Origin of the sequence: Pseudomonas sp. ES4 (assembly GCF_050586665.1) — a bacterium.
GTDB classification, from domain to species: domain Bacteria; phylum Pseudomonadota; class Gammaproteobacteria; order Pseudomonadales; family Pseudomonadaceae; genus Aquipseudomonas; species Aquipseudomonas frederiksbergensis.
Window position 1 is genome coordinate 230,316 of the sequence record NZ_JBOBDO010000006.1, and the last position, 17,425, is coordinate 247,740.

At 60.6% G+C, this 17,425-nt stretch carries 12 protein-coding genes; 4 read left to right on the plus strand and 8 right to left on the minus strand.

Annotated features, from left to right (window positions below):
- Window positions 1-15 precede the first annotated feature (15 nt).
- On the minus strand, window positions 16-1,713 hold the full coding sequence (locus ACQ4OB_RS10050) for a glutamine--tRNA ligase/YqeY domain fusion protein (protein ID WP_076027938.1): 1,698 nt from the start codon (window positions 1,711-1,713) through the stop codon (window positions 16-18).
- A 277-nt stretch (window positions 1,714-1,990) separates the two neighbouring features.
- Here ACQ4OB_RS10050 and ACQ4OB_RS10055 point away from each other — a divergent pair, with 277 nt between their 5' ends.
- Together ACQ4OB_RS10055 and lpxH are read left to right on the plus strand one after the other, a co-directional pair.
- A complete protein-coding gene (locus ACQ4OB_RS10055; RefSeq protein WP_074878254.1) occupies window positions 1,991-2,494 on the plus strand; it encodes a peptidylprolyl isomerase in 504 nt (167 codons plus the stop codon).
- Complete coding sequence (gene lpxH / locus ACQ4OB_RS10060) at window positions 2,491-3,243, plus strand: UDP-2,3-diacylglucosamine diphosphatase (protein WP_430955622.1); 753 nt, start codon at window positions 2,491-2,493, stop codon at window positions 3,241-3,243. Before ACQ4OB_RS10055 ends, lpxH begins: the two co-directional genes overlap by 4 nt.
- 126 nt (window positions 3,244-3,369) lie before the next feature.
- Here the strand turns inward: lpxH and ACQ4OB_RS10065 are convergent, their stop codons facing one another.
- The 7 genes from ACQ4OB_RS10065 to ACQ4OB_RS10095 form a co-directional block, all read right to left on the minus strand.
- Window positions 3,370-4,899 carry a DHA2 family efflux MFS transporter permease subunit gene (locus ACQ4OB_RS10065; RefSeq protein ID WP_076027940.1) on the minus strand — a complete coding sequence of 510 codons (1,530 nt, stop codon included), beginning with the start codon at window positions 4,897-4,899 and terminating at the stop codon, window positions 3,370-3,372.
- Window positions 4,900-5,083: 184 nt separating this feature from the next.
- Window positions 5,084-6,286, minus strand: coding sequence for an efflux RND transporter periplasmic adaptor subunit (locus ACQ4OB_RS10070; RefSeq protein WP_430955623.1), 1,203 nt, complete (start codon window positions 6,284-6,286; stop codon window positions 5,084-5,086).
- 15 nt (window positions 6,287-6,301) lie between these two features.
- The gene (locus tag ACQ4OB_RS10075) at window positions 6,302-7,771 is read right to left on the minus strand and encodes an efflux transporter outer membrane subunit (protein ID WP_074878262.1); all 1,470 of its coding nucleotides are present in this window, start codon (window positions 7,769-7,771) and stop codon (window positions 6,302-6,304) included.
- Window positions 7,768-8,241 (minus strand): MarR family winged helix-turn-helix transcriptional regulator, encoded by a 474-nt coding sequence (locus ACQ4OB_RS10080; RefSeq protein ID WP_033057114.1) that lies wholly within the window; start codon window positions 8,239-8,241, stop codon window positions 7,768-7,770. The genes ACQ4OB_RS10075 and ACQ4OB_RS10080 overlap by 4 nt, the downstream gene beginning before the upstream one ends.
- A gap of 325 nt (window positions 8,242-8,566) precedes the next feature.
- Window positions 8,567-12,241, minus strand: coding sequence for a translocation/assembly module TamB domain-containing protein (locus ACQ4OB_RS10085; protein WP_430955624.1), 3,675 nt, complete (start codon window positions 12,239-12,241; stop codon window positions 8,567-8,569).
- A complete protein-coding gene (locus ACQ4OB_RS10090; RefSeq protein WP_430955625.1) occupies window positions 12,238-13,965 on the minus strand; it encodes an autotransporter assembly complex protein TamA in 1,728 nt (575 codons plus the stop codon). Before ACQ4OB_RS10090 ends, ACQ4OB_RS10085 begins: the two co-directional genes overlap by 4 nt.
- A 65-nt stretch (window positions 13,966-14,030) precedes the next feature.
- Window positions 14,031-14,681, minus strand: a complete 651-nt coding sequence (locus ACQ4OB_RS10095) for a GNAT family N-acetyltransferase (RefSeq protein WP_046047485.1) — start codon at window positions 14,679-14,681, stop codon at window positions 14,031-14,033.
- A gap of 296 nt (window positions 14,682-14,977) precedes the next feature.
- Between ACQ4OB_RS10095 and xthA the strand changes: the two genes are divergently transcribed.
- On the plus strand, window positions 14,978-15,790 hold the full coding sequence (gene xthA / locus ACQ4OB_RS10100) for an exodeoxyribonuclease III (protein ID WP_074878268.1): 813 nt from the start codon (window positions 14,978-14,980) through the stop codon (window positions 15,788-15,790).
- A gap of 119 nt (window positions 15,791-15,909) precedes the next feature.
- On the plus strand, window positions 15,910-17,250 hold the full coding sequence (locus ACQ4OB_RS10105; RefSeq protein ID WP_430955626.1) for a substrate-binding domain-containing protein: 1,341 nt from the start codon (window positions 15,910-15,912) through the stop codon (window positions 17,248-17,250).
- Window positions 17,251-17,425 lie beyond the last annotated feature (175 nt).

A 17,425-nucleotide genomic window follows, 5' to 3' on the forward strand; every position in this document is an offset into this window, starting at 1 on the left:
CGGTCAGGCCTGTAATCACTGGCCCCACGAATCACGCAAGGTCACGGTACGGTTGAATACCGGAGCGCCCGGTTTCGAGTCCTTGATATCCGCGACGAAGTAACCTTCGCGCTCGAACTGGAAACGGTCTTCCGGCTGTGCATTGCCCAGCGAAGGCTCGGCACGACAACCGGTGAGGACTTGCAGCGAGTCAGGGTTGATGTTGTCCAGGAAACTGGCGCTGTCTTCGGCCTTCTCAGGGTTGGCCGAACGGAACAGGCGATCGTACAGGCGCACTTCGCATTCGACGCTGGCCGCAGCCGGCACCCAGTGCACCACGCCTTTGACCTTGCGGCCTTCAGGGTTCTTGCCCAGGGTTTCCGGGTCGTAGGAGCAACGCAGTTCGACGATGTTGCCATCGGCGTCCTTGATCGCTTCGTCGGCGCGGATCACGTAGCTGCCGCGCAGACGCACTTCGCCAGCAGGTTCCAGGCGCTTGTAGCCTTTTGGCGGCTCTTCCATGAAGTCTTCACGGTCGATGTAGAGCTCACGGGCGAACGGCAGGACGCGCACGCCCATGTCTTCTTTCGGGTGGCACGCCAGTTCGAGGTTCTCGACCTGGCCTTCCGGGTAGTTGGTGATCACGACTTTCAGCGGACGCAGCACGCACATGGCACGCGGGGCGCTGTGGTCGAGGTCGTCACGGATGCTGAATTCCAGCATGCCGAAATCGACCACGCCGTCGGAACGGTTGGTGCCGATCATTTCGCAGAAGTTGCGGATCGATTTGGGCGTGTAACCACGGCGGCGGAAGCCGGACAGCGTGGACATGCGCGGATCGTCCCAGCCATGAACGTGCTTTTCATCGACCAGTTGCTTGAGCTTGCGCTTGCTGGTGATCGTGTAGTTCAAGTTCAGGCGGCTGAACTCGTACTGACGCGGCTGCGCCGGCACGGGCAGGTTCTCGAGGAACCACTCGTACAGCGGACGATGGCTTTCGAACTCCAGGGTGCAAATCGAGTGGGTGATGCCTTCGATGGCGTCCGACTGACCGTGGGTGAAGTCGTAGTTCGGGTAGATGCACCACTTGTCACCGGTCTGGTGGTGATGCGCGTGACGGATGCGATACATGATCGGGTCGCGCAGGTTCATGTTCGGCGAAGCCATGTCGATCTTGGCCCGCAGCACGCGAGCGCCGTCCTTGAATTCACCGGCCTTCATGCGGGCGAACCAGTCGAGGTTTTCTTCGACGCTGCGATCACGGAACGGGCTGTTTTTGCCCGGCTCGGTCAGCGTGCCGCGGTATTCCTTGGCCTGTTCAGGGCTCAGGTCATCGACGTAGGCCTTGCCGGCCTTGATCAGCTCAACGGCCCAATCGTGCAACTGGTCGAAATACTGCGAGGCGTAGCGCACTTCACCGGACCATTCGAAGCCCAGCCATTTGACGTCGCTTTCGATCGCGTCGATGTATTCCTGGTCTTCCTTGGCCGGGTTGGTGTCGTCGAAACGCAGGTGCGTGACGCCGCCAAATTCCTGGGCCAGGCCGAAGTTCACGCAAATCGACTTGGCGTGACCGATGTGCAGGTAGCCGTTGGGCTCAGGCGGGAAACGGGTGACGATCTGCGTGTGCTTACCCGAGTCCAGGTCCGCCTGGATGATCGGGCGCAGGAAATTGACCGGCACGGCAGGGCCGGTCTTGGAATTCGAGGTAGGGTCGACAGTGGGCTTGCTCATAGGATCCTTGAACGTACAAGTGCGCGGCCAGTTGGCCAAATCAAAGCGGCGGTTAAAACAAAGGGGCTTATCATAGCCGATGCCGTCAAGTCGCTGACAGAGCAGGCCCGAAAACGGCTGCATTTAATCGGGGGCAAGTGAAAAACAGCCTCGAAATTCGCGCCCGGCACGCTAAACTGCGCACCTTGGCCGAATCTGGCCGGACCGGTTGAGGGCTTCAATGCCCCAAAACCCACGAATTATTAGAAACCGCTTCTTTTATAAAGAGTCCCCGATCATGACCCAAGTCAAACTGACAACAAACCATGGCGACATCGTCCTGGAACTGAACGCTGAGAAAGCCCCGATCACCGTGGCCAACTTCATCGAGTACGTCAAAGCCGGTCACTACGAAAACACTGTTTTCCACCGCGTCATCGGTAACTTCATGATCCAGGGCGGCGGTTTCGAGCCAGGCATGAAAGAAAAGAAAGACAAGCGCCCAAGCATCCAGAACGAAGCCGACAACGGCCTGCCGAACGAGAAGTACAGCGTTGCCATGGCCCGCACCATGGAGCCGCATTCGGCTTCCGCCCAGTTCTTCATCAACGTGGCTGACAACAGCTTTTTGAACCACAGCGGCAAAACCGCTCAGGGTTGGGGCTACGCCGTATTCGCTAAAGTAGTTGAAGGCACCGACGTGGTCGACAAGATCAAAGGCGTGGCTACCACTTCCAAAGCCGGCCACCAGGACGTACCTGCAGAAGACGTGATCATCGAGAAAGCCGAGATCATTGAGTGATACTGCTGATTTCAGACTTGCATCTGGAAGAGGAGCGCCCGGACATTACCCGGGCGTTTCTGGATTTGCTCGCCGGACGCGCCCGCTCGGCGAGTGCGTTGTACATCCTGGGCGACTTTTTCGAGGCGTGGATTGGCGACGATGCCATGACGCCGTTCCAGCGTTCCATCTGCCAGGCCCTGCGCGACCTCAGTGACAGCGGCACGGCCATTTTTCTGATGCACGGCAATCGCGACTTCATGCTCGGCCAGGCCTTTTGCAAACAGGCCGGTTGTACGTTGCTGAAAGATCCGAGTGTCGTGCAATTTTACGGCGAGCCGGTGCTATTGATGCACGGCGACAGCCTCTGCACCCGCGACGAGGCTTATATGAAGCTGCGTCGCTATCTGCGTAATCCGGTTACCCTGTTCATCCTGCGCCACTTGCCTTTGCGCACGCGCCATAAGCTGGCGCGCAAGCTGCGCAATGAAAGCCGTGCGCAGACGCGGATGAAGGCCAATGACATTGTTGATGTCACGCCCGAAGAAGTGCCGCGGATCATGCAGGCCTATGGTGTGAAAACCCTGATCCATGGTCACACCCATCGCCCGGCCATTCACAAGTTGCAGATTGGCGAGCAGGCGGCTAAACGGATTGTGTTGGGGGATTGGGATCGTCAGGGGTGGGCGTTGCAGGTGGATGAAAGTGGGTTTGCGTTGGCGCCGTTCGACTTCGCCCCGCCGCCACAACTGGCAGCACCTTCTGCCTGATCTTGATCGTTCCCACGCTCTGCGTGGGAATGTCTCAACGGACGCTCCGCGTTCGACATTGGAAGGGACGCGGAGCGTCCCGGGCTGCATTCCCACGCGGAGCGTGGGAACGATCAGTTTCAGGCCTTAGTGACCTGACGCAGCCGGCCCCGCCTTCGCCGCAAACGGCGGTTTCGCCAGCCACACCAGCACAATCAAGCCCATGAACGCCCACCCCAGCAACGTGAAGTAATCCACGGTGGAGAGCATGTACGCCTGGCTGGTCAGCACATGATCGAGCTGCGCATACGCCGGATTGCTCGCCCCGCCGAGGCTGTTCAGCGCCTCGCGGGTAGCCGGCTCGTAGGTGCTGATGCTTTCGCTCATATAGGCATGGTGCTGATCGGCCCGGCGAATCCAGATCCAGGTCGTCAGCGACGCCGCAAAACTACCGCCCAAGGTCCGCAGAAATGTCGCCAGGCCCGCGCCGTCGGCGATCTGGCTCGGTGGCAGGTCCGACATCAGAATGCTCAAGGTCGGCATGAAGAACAGCGCCACGCCAATTCCCATGAACAACTGCACCAGGGCGATGTGCTGGAAGTCCACTTCGTTGGTAAACCCGGCACGCATGAAGCAGCTCAGGCCAATCGCCAGGAACGCCAGCCCAGCCAGCAGTCGCAGGTCGAATTTATGTGCGTACTTGCCGACAAACGGCGACATCAGCACCGGCAGAATCCCGATCGGCGCCACCGCGAGCCCCGCCCAAGTCGCCGTGTAACCCATCTGGGTTTGCAGCCATTGCGGCAGAATCAGGTTGATCCCGAAGAACCCGGCGTAACCCAACACCAGCACAATCGTGCCGATGCGGAAGTTGCGGTGAGCGAATAGCCGCAGATTGACCACCGGGTGCTTGTCGGTCATTTCCCAGATCACGAACACCGCCAGCGCAATCACCGAAATCGCCGCGCCGATGAGGATGAAGTTCGACTCGAACCAATCCAGATCGTTGCCCTTGTCGAGGATCACCTGCAATGCGCCGACGCCAATGATCAGGGTGATCAAGCCGACGTAATCCATCGGTTGGTAGCTGGTTTGCACTGGCCGCGCCTTGAGTTGCTGGCGCACCACCATCACCGCGAAAACACCGATCGGCACGTTGATAAAGAAGATCCACGGCCAGCTGTAGCTGTCGGTAATCCAACCACCGAGGATGGGGCCGGCAATCGGCGCCACCACCGTGACCATCGCCAGCAACGCAAGGGCCATGCCGCGCCTGGCGGGCGGATAGACGGCAATCAGCAGCGTTTGAGTCATCGGGTACAACGGACCTGCCACCAGGCCTTGAAGCACCCGAAAGCCAATCAGCTCCGGCATCGAGGTCGAAATACCGCACAGGAACGAAGCCAGCACGAACAGAATCGTTGCCCAGAGAAACAGCTTCACCTCGCCGAAACGCCGGCTGAGCCAGCCGGTCAGCGGCAGCGCGATAGCGTTGCTTACCGCGAACGAGGTAATCACCCACGTGCCCTGCTCCGAACTCACGCCGAGGTTGCCGGAAATCGTCGGCAACGCCACGTTGGCGATCGTGGTGTCGAGCACTTGCATGAAGGTCGCCAGCGACAGGCCAATGGTGCTGAGCAGCAGACTGGGCGGCGTGAAAGACGCGTTATTGCTCATCGCAAATCCTTTGGAGCTGAATTTTTTGGAGCGGGGGCTCCTGTGGCGAGGGGGCTTGTCGGAACGCCGCATCGCCCCGCTGGGTCGCGAAGCGGCCCTGGAAGATGGGACTGCTGCGCAGTCCAACGGGGGCGAGCCCCCTCACCACAAAGGCTCACTCCCACAGGGTCGGTGTGATGACTGATCAGCGTTGAACGGTTTTGCTGACCGCCGCGCTGTTGTCATGGATCAACTGAGTGATCATCGCGTCGGCCTCGGCCAATTGACGGTCGTAGACATTGGTGCTGAACGAAGCCTTTTGCGGCGACTGTTGCGCCAGCACCGGGCCGCTCTGGTCACGCAGGTTCACATCGACCTGAGTCGACAGGCCGACCCGCAACGGGTGCCTGGCCAGTTCTTCGGCGTTGATGTGAATCCGCACCGGCACCCGCTGGACGATTTTGATCCAGTTGCCGGTGGCGTTCTGCGCCGCCAGCAAGGCAAACGCGCTGCCGGTACCGGCACCAAGGCTGTCGATGGTGCCGCTGAACTTCACGTCGCTGCCGTACAGGTCGGCCTCGATGTCTACGGGCTGGCCAATGCGCATATCACGCAGCTGGGTTTCCTTGAAGTTGGCGTCGATCCACAGCTGATCCAGCGGAATCACCGCCATCAATGCGGTGCCCGGCTGAACGCGTTGGCCCAGTTGTACCGAGCGCTTGGCCACGTAACCGGTGACCGGCGCGATCAAGGTGCTGCGGGAGTTGTTCAAATACGCCTGACGCAATTGCGCGGCAGCGGACATCACGTCCGGGTGCGACGACACCACGGTGTCATCAACCAGCGCACTGGTGGTTTTGAGTTGCTGTCTGGCGTTGGCCAGGGCGTTTTGCGCCGAGGTCAGGTCGTCGCGAGCATGGGACAGTTCTTCCTGGGAAATCGCCCCGCCAGCGGCGAGGTTTTTCCGGCGATTGAAGTTGTCCTGAGCCTTTTGCACTTCGGCCTGCTGCGCATTGACCTGGGCTTTCATGCCGTCGACGTTGCTGTACAAGCCGCGAACCTGACGCACGGTGCGGGCCAGATTGGCCTGGGCACTTTGCAGGCCGACTTCGGCGTCGTTCGGGTCGAAGTTGATCAGCACCTGGCCTTCGTGAACCAGGTCGCCATCGTCGGCACCGATGCTGACCACAGTGCCGGTGACCAGCGGAGTGATTTCAACCACGTTGCCGTTTACATAGGCGTCGTCGGTGCTTTCGTTCCAGCGCCCATAGAGTTCGTGATAACCCCAGACGCCGATGCCGGCGAGGATCACCACGATCGCGAGCGCTGCCAGCATGACTTTGCGTTTACGCGAATTGCGGGTGACTTGTGCGTTGTCAGGGGTGGGTGTTGTTTCGGCAGTGGCCATGACAAATACCTCGAATCAGTTGTTCAGCGTGGCTGGGGTTGCATTGGCGGCGGCCAGGGTTTCGCCCTGGAAGCCGCCGCCCAGCGCCTGCATCAGTTGGATCGACAGGTCGATCTGCTCGGCATTCAGGTTGGCCAGCTGCCGCTGGGCCTGGAGCAGTTGCTGCTCGATGCTGAGCACGTCCAGGTAATTCCCGATGCCGGAACCGTACCGCTCAACCACCGTGTTGTAAGAATCCTGAGCAATGTCGGTGGCGCGCTGCTGAGCGCCGATCTGCCGGCCGATATCGCGCAGCTGGTTGATGGTGTCGCTGACGTCGCCCAGGGCTTTCACCAGGCTTTTGTTGTACTGCGCCACCGCGAGGTCGTAATCGGCGTCGCGAGAATCGAGGTCGGCGCGCAGGCGGCCACCGTCGAAAATCGGCACCGAAATCGTTGGTGCAATGTTGAAGAAGCGACTGGCCGAACCGAACATCGCATCGCCCAGCAACGACTCGGCACCGGCCGCGGCGCTCAGGTTGAGGTTGGGGTAGAAGCGGGTTTTGCCGGCGTCGATGTTCTTGCTCGCCGCCTCGACCCGCCAACGCGCGGCCACCAGGTCTGGACGCCGACCGAGCAACTCGGCCGGCAGCACCGATGGCAACGCGACAGCGCTGGCCTGGAGGATTTTCGGCCGGGGGATTTCGTTGCCGCGATCCGGGCCTTTGCCGAGCAAGACGGCCAAGGCGATTTTCGCGCTTTGCAGGCGTTTTTCGGCATCGATCAGGCTGGCTTCGGAGGTGGCTTCCAGGCTTTCGGTTTGCTGGAACTGGTATTGGCTGTCGATCCCCGAGCTCAGGCGACGCTGGCTCAGGTCGAGCATTTGTTTGGTGCGCTTGAGGTCTTCATTGGCCAGGTCGTAGACGATATGCGCCTGACCCAGATCGCTGTAGGCGCGAGCGACGTCGGCGGACAACGTCAGTTGCGCGGCTTGTTGATCGACTTCGGCAGCACGGGCCTGACCCAGTGCAGCTTCCCATGCATCACGCTGGCCGCCCCAAAGGTCAAAGTTGTAATTGAAACTGGCGCTGATGTTGCGCACGGTGGAGTACGCATCGCCCTCGCCCCTCGGGTCCTGATCCCGGGCCAAACGCGAACGGCTGACGCCGGCACTGGCATCGAGGGTCGGCATGCGCGCGGCATCCGCTGCATAAGCGGCGGCGCTGGCCTGGTGGGCGCGGGCGTCGGCGATTTGCATGTCGGGGCTGTCGTGCAGGGCTTCGCGGATCAAGCCGTCGAGCTGTGGGTCGCCGAGGCTCTTCCACCAGTCGCTTTTCGGCCAGGCCGCGGGCGACAGGGTTACACCGCTGAGGGATTGTCCGGCCTTGAGGGTTTTCGCATCGAGGCTTTTGCCTTCGGTGGTCAGTCCGCTGTAGCTGGCGCAACCGGCCAGGGTCATGGCCGCCAGCACCAGGCTCAGGCCGGCACGCAGGGTTTTACTGCTCATTTGTCACCTACCCGCAGCAGGGTGATCGAGTCACCGGCTGCCACCAGAATTTTCTTCAGGATCTGTTCCAGGGTTTTCAATTCCTCTGGGGTGATCGCGCCAGCCAGTTCATTCATGGCGTCGGCGCCGATCTCCGGCAGGCGGTCAGTCAACTGCTGGCCTTGTTCGGTCAACACCAACTGAACCTGACGGCGATCCGCTTCGGAGCGTTGGCGGGCGAGGAAGCCTTTCTGTTCCAGGCGGTCGAGCATGCGGGTCATCGATCCGCTGTCCAGCGACAGGTGACGACACAGCTCGGCGGGGGTATCGACGCCGAACTGGGCCATGATGATCAGCACTTTGAACTGCGCGGCAGTGATGCCGTGGGGTTCCATGTGCGTGTCGATGATCCGGTCCTTGAGCAGCGCAGCGCGCCCGAGCAGGAGACCGAGATGGCACGTGTGGAATTCGTCTGGGGTGAAATGCTTCATCTGACCACCAATTAGCTGCCTAGGCAGAGAATGTATGTCGAGATGTTACTGCCTAGGCAGCGAATGTCAACGTAATAGTTAGGTTGCTTGCTATTTTGTTGATCAATGGCTGGTGAGTGATCGTTCCCACGCTCTGCGTGGGAATGCCTCAACGGACGCTCTGCGTTCGGCTTGGGAAGGGACGCGGAGCGTCCCGGGCTGCATTCCCACGCGGAGCGTGGGAACGATCAAGGAATGAAGTTGCATGTTTTGGGGCCGCTACGCGGCCCAACGGGGCGATGCGGCGTTCCAACAAACCCCCTCGCCACAGGGACCGCGCGGGGGTCTAGAAATCCCGCTTGTAGAAGATGTCCAGCGAACTGGCCACGCCGCCCGCTGCTTCGAGGTAGACCTTCTTGCTCAGCTTGTAACGCAAGGCGATGGTGTTGGCCGGTTCGAACACGCCAACGCCATAACGCAGGCTGAGCTTCTCGGAGATATTGCCGCTGGCGACCACGCTGGTCGCGTTGCCGCTACCCTCGGTATCGAGCTGGAAATCCTGAATCCCGAGGTTTTTCGCCAAGCCGCTGGTCACCCCCGAACTGCCCATCAAGCCCAGGCCGAGCGCCGCTTGAGCCAGCATGTTGTTGTCCTCACCGTTGGTGCTCAGCGGGCGCCCCAGCACCAGATAGGACAACGCCTGTTCCTGGCTCATCGCCGGCTCGGAGAAGATCTGTGTGGTCGGCTGCTCGGCGCTACCGCTCAGGCGAATGCCGGCGATCACGTCGTCGGTCTGGCGAATCGCTTCGATGTCCAGGTACGGCTGATCGATCGGGCCGGCAAACAGCAAACGCGCCCGGCGTACGGTCAACCGCTGACCGTAGGCGCGATAACGCCCATCGTTGAGCCAGAGCTCGCCGCGGGTGTCCATGTTGTCGCCGATGTGCACATGACCTTGCAGGTTGGCGGTCAGGCCAAACCCGGCGAAGCTGAGTTTGTCCTGGCCGACCACCACATCGATATCCATCGCCATGGCCATCGGGGGTTTGCCCTCTTCGGTCTGCTGGCCGACGATCACCGTGTCATCGGACACCTTGACCGTCGATGGCGGCAACTCGCGCACGGTGATCTCGCCTTTGGGCACCAGCACCTTGCCGACAATCGCCAGTTTGTCGTCCTTCACCGAAATCTTCAGGTCCGGCGCCATTTCCAGCTTGGCGTAGGGCTCGACGGTGACCGGCAATTGCGTACCTTTGAGCGCCAGATCCACCACCAATGCCTGACCCCAGGCGATGTTGCCGCTCAAGGTGCCCTGCCCGGTCTTGCCGCTTTTCCAGCCGCCGTTCAATTGCACGGTTTCACCCGCAATCACGGCTTGAAGTTGCAGCGCTTCGAGGTCCATCGGCAGTTCAGGCCCGGAAATCTCGCCGTCGCTGAGCAGCAGATTGCCGTTGACCTGCGGCGCCAGCAGCGTACCGGCGAGCGTGCCGCTGCCATTCAAGCGTCCGGTCAGTTTCTCGACCATTGGCACGAATGGCCGCGCCACCGACAGGTCCAGACCACTCAGGCGGAACGAGCCGGTCAGTGGCTTGTCCTTCGGCAACGGATTGATCTGCGCCTGGAGCATCAGCTCACCGAGCTTGCCGCCGACGAAATTGAGGTCAGTGTCGATGCGCTTGGGCGTGAGTTTGCTGTTGAGTTTCAGGGTCTGGTACGGGAAGTCCAGCCACTGGTCCTTTTCCTTGATGCGCAACGTGCCGCCGCTGGCATCGACGCTGATCAGGCCGTTCGGGCCGCTGGCCGGCAGGTCCAGTTGCAGGTCCGCGTTGAGCCGGCCCTTCCAGGCGAAATCCTTGGGCAACCACTGCGCCAGGCTGTCGATCGGAAACTGTTTGAGGTGATAACGCAGCTTCGGCTCAGGCATCAGGCGCTGATCCTCACCGCACAGGCTGGCCGGGCCGGATGTCCAGCAATGGGCGCCGAAGTTGATCTTGCCGTCCGCCAGCCGCTCGAGCTTCGCCGGGCCTTGCAGCTTCCAGTCCTGACCGCCGGCCTGGATATCGCCGCTGGCCAGGCGCCCACGCCAATTGCCTTGGTCCAGATTGCCGTCGAGGCCGAGCGCGAGTTTCAGCTTCGGCCCTTGCAGGTCGAGGGCGAGTTTCTGGTTTTTGATGTCGCCCTGGCCGCTGGCGGTCAGCGTCCCCAGCGACGTTTCACCGGCCCGAATGCCGCTGCCCTTGAGGTCGATTTTCGCCCGTTGCGCGCTGTCGAGGGTGGCGTCCAGGTTCAGGCTTTGCAGGCGATTGTCTTCGAAGGCCAGTTGCGTGCCTTGCAGCCCGAGCTTGCCTTGCGGGGCCTTGAGTGTTCCGGCGACATCGACGCGACCATTGAGCTGACCGCGCAGTTGCGGCCACAACTGAGCCAGGCGCGGCAGCTTGATATCGATCTGACCGGTGAGCTTCTGTTGCAGGCTGCCCTTGCCGTTGATGCTGTTGTCGCCGAGGCGAACTTGCAGCGCGCTGAGGTTCCATTGCTCGCCACCGCCATCGGCGTTGGCCTGGATCACTGCCGGTTGACCGCGCAGTTTGCCTTTCAAGTCGAGATCAGCCGTCAAGCTGAGTGTTTCATTCTTCATCTCGCCCTTGCTGCGCAACGGTCCGGCCAGGATGCCCGGCAACTCCGCGACCCAGTACGCCGGGTTGATCGCCGACAGGTCCAGCGCCGTGTCCCAGGCAATGCCATCGGCGAATTGCAGGTTCAGGTGCCCTTCGGCCTTGCCCTGCCCGGCTTCGAGTTGAATTTGTTGCAGGTAGATCTTCGTCAGGTCGCCGCTGAACGGGCTGATCAGGCTGAACGCCCCGGCCGGGCCGTCAAGTGCGGCTTTGAAGCTGCCGAGGTATTTACCGTCGGTGTAGGAGACTTCACCGTTGAAACTGCGCAACGCCACTTCGGGCTCGTCGATCAGTGGATAGAGGCTGTGCCACGGGAAATCCAGCCAGTCGATTTTGGCATCGGCGCTCAGGCCTTTGCTCCAGTCGAGGTTGCCGGTGAGTTTCAGGCGTTGCTTGTCGTTGGCCGTAAGGTCCAACCCGGCGATCTGCGCGCCATTGGCATCGACCTTGCCTTGCAGCAATAACGCGACGGGGCCTTTTTCGCCCGGTAACGTGGCTTTGCCGAGCAACTGGTAACCGTTTTTCAGGTCGCCGTCGCCGGTGAGTTCCAGTTGGTTGAGTTGCAAGGTGTCCGGCAGATCGGCACCGGGCTTGAAGCCGTCAGCGGTGATCCGTGCCTTGGCCGGCAGGTTCTCCACCAGTGGCTGCAGCTCTCCGGTCAATTGCCCGTTCAGGTAACCGCTGCTGTCGGCTTTCAGGTTCAGGGTTTTCAGCAGATCGCCGTCGACCTTCAGGGCCAGCGTCCAAGGCGCGGTGCCGGGGGCTGGCAGGGTCAGTTGGCCTTGCGCCTTGAGCGGCCAGTTGCCGCTGGGTTGCAGCAGGCCTGAAAGATTCAGGCTCAGGTCATCCCTTTGCAAATGAACGGAATCGATCTGCAAACCGTTGGCCGTCCAGTGCGCCGCCAGTTGCAGGCCCTTGAGTTCTTCGCTGCCGTTGAACAGCAGGCTGCCGACCTGGACGTCGCCCAGTTCGATGGCCAGCGGCAAATCCAGGTCCGGAAGTTCGATCGAACCGCTGCTGTCTTCATCCGTGCCCGGTGGAAATTGCAGGCTGACTTGATCGGCCTTCAGTTGCTCGATGCACAGTGCCATGCGCGTCAGGCACAGCGGCGACCAGGCGAAAATCACCTTGCTCAGCTCAACCCGGCTGGTGTCTTGCTGCCACAACACACGGTCGGCGCTCCACTGTCCGCCCAATCGGCCCTGATAATTTTCCACGGTCAGACCCGGCACCAACCCCAACGCCCAGCGGCTGCCCGTCGCCGTACCCAGCACGGTGGTCACGGTCAAAACGACCAGCATCAGCAGCGCCAGAATCGCCAACAGCGTTATTTTCAAACCACGCTTCACAGCTCTGGCCCCATGGAAAAGTGCAGTCGAATGCCGCCGTCGTCGTCCATCGCATGGGCCAGGTCGAGGCGAATCGGCCCTACCGGAGAAACCCAGCGCACGCCGATACCGACGCCGGTCTTGAGGTTCGGCAGTTCGAGGGTATTGAAGGAGTTGCCCTGATCAATGAACGTCGCGACCCGCCATTTTTCGGCTACGGAGTACTGATACTCGACGCTGCCGGCAACCATGTAACGGCCCCCGATGCGGTCGCCCTCGGAGTTTTCCGGGGACAGGCTCTGATAGTCGTAGCCGCGCACGCTCTGATCGCCACCGGCAAAAAAGCGCAGCGATGGTGGTACCGATTTGTAGCCGTTGGTGGCGCTGCCGCCGACCTGCACCCGACCGAGGAAGCGGTGTTTGTCGAAGACCGTGGTCAAGCCCTTCACCAACGCGGTGCCGTAAAGCAGGTTGGTGTCGGAGCCCAAACCTTCCTTGGCCACTTTGGTCTCGAATTCCAGGCGATAACCGTTGTGCGGGTCGATGCGGTTATCACTTTTAAGGTAGGAATAGCTGACGCCAGGCATCAGCAAGGTGCTGAGCCCCGAATCATCACCGAGCCTGTATTCCTCGCGCTGCCATTTGAGCGACACCACTCGCTGCCAACCGCTGGGCAGCTTGCTGTGCCACTCGGGACCGATGGTCAGCAGTTTGCTCAGGGAGTCCTTGTCGGCGATTTCTTCGTTCTGATAGCCACCGGCGAACCGCAGCTTGTCGGTCAGCGGCGGGTCCAGGGGAATGTCGTAGAACACGCCGACGTTCTGCCGAGGCGCCGAGACTTCGGTTTCCCAGCCATAGCTGTGCCCCTGAGGGTTGACCCAGTGCCGCGTCCAGTTGGCCTTGACCCGTGGGCCGACGTCAGTGGAATAGCCGAGCCCCAGACCCATGGTCCGTGGTTTGCGGGTTTCGAGTTTGACGTCCACCGGGATCACGTCGTTCCTGGACGCCGTCGGCGCCGCATCCACCCGTACGCTTTCGAAATAGCCACTCGATTGCATGGCCTGGCTGAGCTCAGCGATCAGTTCGGAGTCGTAGGGCGCCCCCTCCTTGAATGGCACCATGCGCTGTAGCAGGTCCTCGTCGAACGGTGTGTCCCCTTCAAAACTGACTTTGCCCAATGAATAACGCGGGCCGCTGTTGTAGACCAGTTCGATATCGGCGACGCCGGCTCGCGGGTCGACCAACAATTTCTGGCTGCTGAAATAACCACTGAAAAAGCCAAAACGCGAGGCCTGATTCTGAATCAGGCGCTTGGCGTCTTCGTAATGGCCATGGTTAAGCACTGCGCCGGTTTTCAGCGTATTGCTTTTGGGCACACGGAATGATTTGAGGGAGGCAGCAGGGCCGTCGACGCGAATGGTGACGTTGCGCAAATGCACCGGCTCGCCGGGCTCAATATTCAGCACCAGGCGCGGCGTCTTGCCGCCCTTCACATCAGAGTCGATCTGCGGCTGGTAATAACCCAAGGCCTGGGCGGCCTTGCGCGCCTGTTCTTCGGCGCCACGACTGAAGCGCAGCAAGGCTTCTTCGTCTCGATCGCCGAGGCTGCCGATATAGCCCTCTATATTGGCTTTCAGTTCATCGTTGGACGGTTTGATCCGCACATCCAATTCACTTTGCGCCAGTGCCGCGCAGCTGGTAATCAGCATCAGCACGCCACTGGTAATTCTTCCTGGAAACTTCATAGGCGCGGATGCTATCACGAGCTTGGGAGCGTGATAGAGCCTGGCGTGCGGTGAAAGTTCTACCTTTATGCCGTTGCTGTTTGTAACACCTGCGGATTGGCGTGGAAAAACACGTGCTCGCGAATCGGTCCTACGGCGACCTCACCGATTTCCTCGTAGCCCTGACGCTTATAGAACTCCAGATAACGAGGATTCCCGGTATCGAGGATCACGCCCTCGGAGTGTTCATCCACCGCGCACCAGTTGTGCACCGCTTGCAGCAATTGTTCGCCAAAGTGTTTGCCCTGGAATTGCGGATGAACCCCCAGCAATGGCAGCAGGTGTACCGAGTCGGACGGCACACAAGCCATCACGGCATCGTGATACTCGAGATAACGTCGGGTACAGCGAAAACCGGTGCTCAGCACCATGCGCAGACGCCAGGCCCAACTCTCTGTGATGCCCAGGCGGCGTTGCGGCGGCGCGATCAGTGCGATGCCGATCAACCGGTCGTTGACCAGCAGGCCGATGGCCGGCAAGTCCTGAAGAAAGTGTTGCTTGACCAGTTCGCGCACGGTAGCCCGGACCCGCTGCTCATAACCGGGACGCTCGGCTTCGAACAGGTAGCCGAACGTCGGCTCATGCCGGTAAGCCTGGTACAGCAACGAACGTGCTTCGCGGGAATAGCCGCTGTCGAGCATGTGAATATCGGCGATGACAGTGGAAGTTTCGGGCATAACGGTTGATCTCCCCTGGCACAGGTCAGATGACTGCGCTCTTCTGGTTACGAGCCTATAGCGCTGGCACAGTTCCTTGCTGATCCGAATCAGTGTTGGTTGTGATGCCGCCATCGCAAGCGGGCTCGCTCCCACAAGGTATAGACCAGACTCGTCCCCTATGGGAGCGAGCCTGCTCGCGATGAGGCCATTGCTACCAATACAAAGCTGTCGGACAAACACGAAACCCCTCACCCCAACACTGGCCCCATTCCTACATGTCAGCTAGCATCGCCCTTTTGCCAGGACTGCCGACCATGAAGATCGTCTCCTTCAACATCAACGGGCTGCGCGCTCGCCCTCATCAGCTGGCGGCGCTGATCGAAAAGCATCAGCCAGATGTGATCGGACTGCAGGAAACCAAGGTCCACGACGACCAATTCCCGCTGGCCGAGGTTCAGGCGCTGGGCTATCACGTGTATTTCCATGGTCAAAAAGGTCATTACGGCGTGGCCCTGCTCTCGCGCCAGGAACCTATCGCGCTGCACAAAGGTTTCGTCACCGATGAAGAAGACGCTCAGCGCCGCTTCATCTGGGGCACGTTCGCCGACACCAATGGCGTGCCGGTGACCATCATGAACGGCTATTTCCCACAGGGCGAAAGCCGCGATCACCCGACCAAGTTCCCCGCCAAGGAACGTTTTTACAGCGATCTGCAGCAGTTGCTGGAAAGCCAGTTCAGCAACGACCAGCCAGTGGTGGTGATGGGCGACGTGAACATTTCCCCTGAAGACTGCGACATCGGTATCGGCCCGGACAACATGAAACGCTGGCTGAAAACCGGCAAATGCAGCTTCCTGCCGGAAGAACGCGAGTGGATGGCCCGGCTGAAGAACTGGGGCCTGGTGGACAGCTTCCGTCACTTGAACCCGGAGGTGTCCGATCGTTTCAGCTGGTTCGACTACCGCAGCCGCGGTTTTGAGGATGAGCCCAAGCGTGGCCTGCGGATTGACTTGATCATGGCGTCCCACGGGTTGTTGCCACGGGTGAAGGACGCAGGTGTGGATTACGAATTGCGCGGGATGGAAAAACCGTCGGATCATGCGCCGATCTGGCTTGAATTGAGCTGATCCGGTTTCGCTGATCGTTCCCACGCTCTGCGTGGGAACGATCCGTCACACCCTGTCATCTTTCAGAAACCTTACTGACTTATTCTCCCGGCACTTCCTTTGGCTTATAAGGTGCCGGCATGACGCTGCGCGTGTTGTTCCTGTCGATACTGTGCGCCTGGCTGCCGCTGACGGCTTCGGCTGGCGCATTGCCGACGCCCGAGACTGGCCCGGTGCTGCGCATCCAGGGTTCCAACACCATTGGCGCGGCATTGGGCCCGGCGCTGGTTGAGGGGCTGATGCGCGAACAAGGCCTGCTCAAGGTTCACAGCGAGGCCCCGGACAAAGCCAACGAACTGCGCGTGATCGGTGAAACCGATCAGGGCCGCCGGGTCGCGGTGGACATCGCGGCCCACGGTTCCAGCACCGGTTTCACCGCCCTGAAAACCGCCACCGCCGACCTCGCCGCCTCCTCGCGCCCGATCAAGGACAGCGAACGGGCAGACCTTGCACGCTTGGGTGATTTTAAAAGCGCCGGCGCCGAGCAGGTCATCGCCATCGATGGCCTGGCGATCATCCTTCATCCGCAAAATCCGTTGAGTGAACTGAACACCGAACAACTGGCGCGAATCTTCAGCGGCGAAGCAAAAACCTGGGAAGAACTCGGCGGCACCGGTGGGACGATTCATCTCTATGCGCGGGATGACCAATCGGGCACCTACGACACGTTCAAGGAATTGGTCCTCAGCCGTCGTGGGAAAACGCTGAGCGGCGCTGCAAAACGGTTCGAATCCAGCGAGCAATTGTCCGACGCGGTCAGCCTGGACCCGCAAGGGATCGGCTTCATCGGCCTGCCTTACGTGCGTCAGGCCAAAGCGGTGGCGATTGCCGATGGCCAATCCCAAGCCATGTTGCCGCTCAACAGCTTGATCGCCACGGAAGACTATCCATTGTCGCGCCGGCTGTTCTTTTACCTACCGCCCAACGGGAAAAGTCCTTGGGCCGACGCATTGGTGGCGTTCGCTCAAAGCAGCAAAGGTCAGGCGATTGTCGCGGCCAATGGTTTTATCGCCCAGACCGTCCAGGCCATGACGGTCACGCCGAATGCATTGATGCCCGAGGGTTATCAGGCACTCAGCCGTCACGCCCAGCGCCTGACCGTGAATTTCCGTTTCGAAGAAGGCAGTGCGACGCTGGACAACAAGGCCCGGCAGGACCTGTCGCGGGTGCTCGACTATATACAGCAGCACGAGAAGGCCAATCGGCAGGTGACGCTGGTGGGGTTTGGCGACGCCAAAAGTGATCCGGCGCGGGCCGATCTGCTGTCGAAACTACGCGCCATGGCGGTGCGGCGGGAACTGGTGAAAAGCGGTGTGGTATTTCGCGAAATTCGCGGTTTTGGCGCCGAGATGCCGGTGGCGGCCAATAGCGCGGATGAAGGGCGAATCAAGAATCGGCGGGTTGAGGTTTGGGTGTATTGATGCCTCGGCTGATTCAGAAACACTCTTTGCGGTAGGTGGGCGTCCTGTGGCGAGGGGGCTTGTCGGAACGCCGCACCGTCCCGTTCGGCTGCGAAGCAGTCGTAAAACCGATGAATGCAGTCTTCCTGAAAAACGCGGGTAACCGGTTTGGGGCGGCTTCGCCACCCAACGGGGG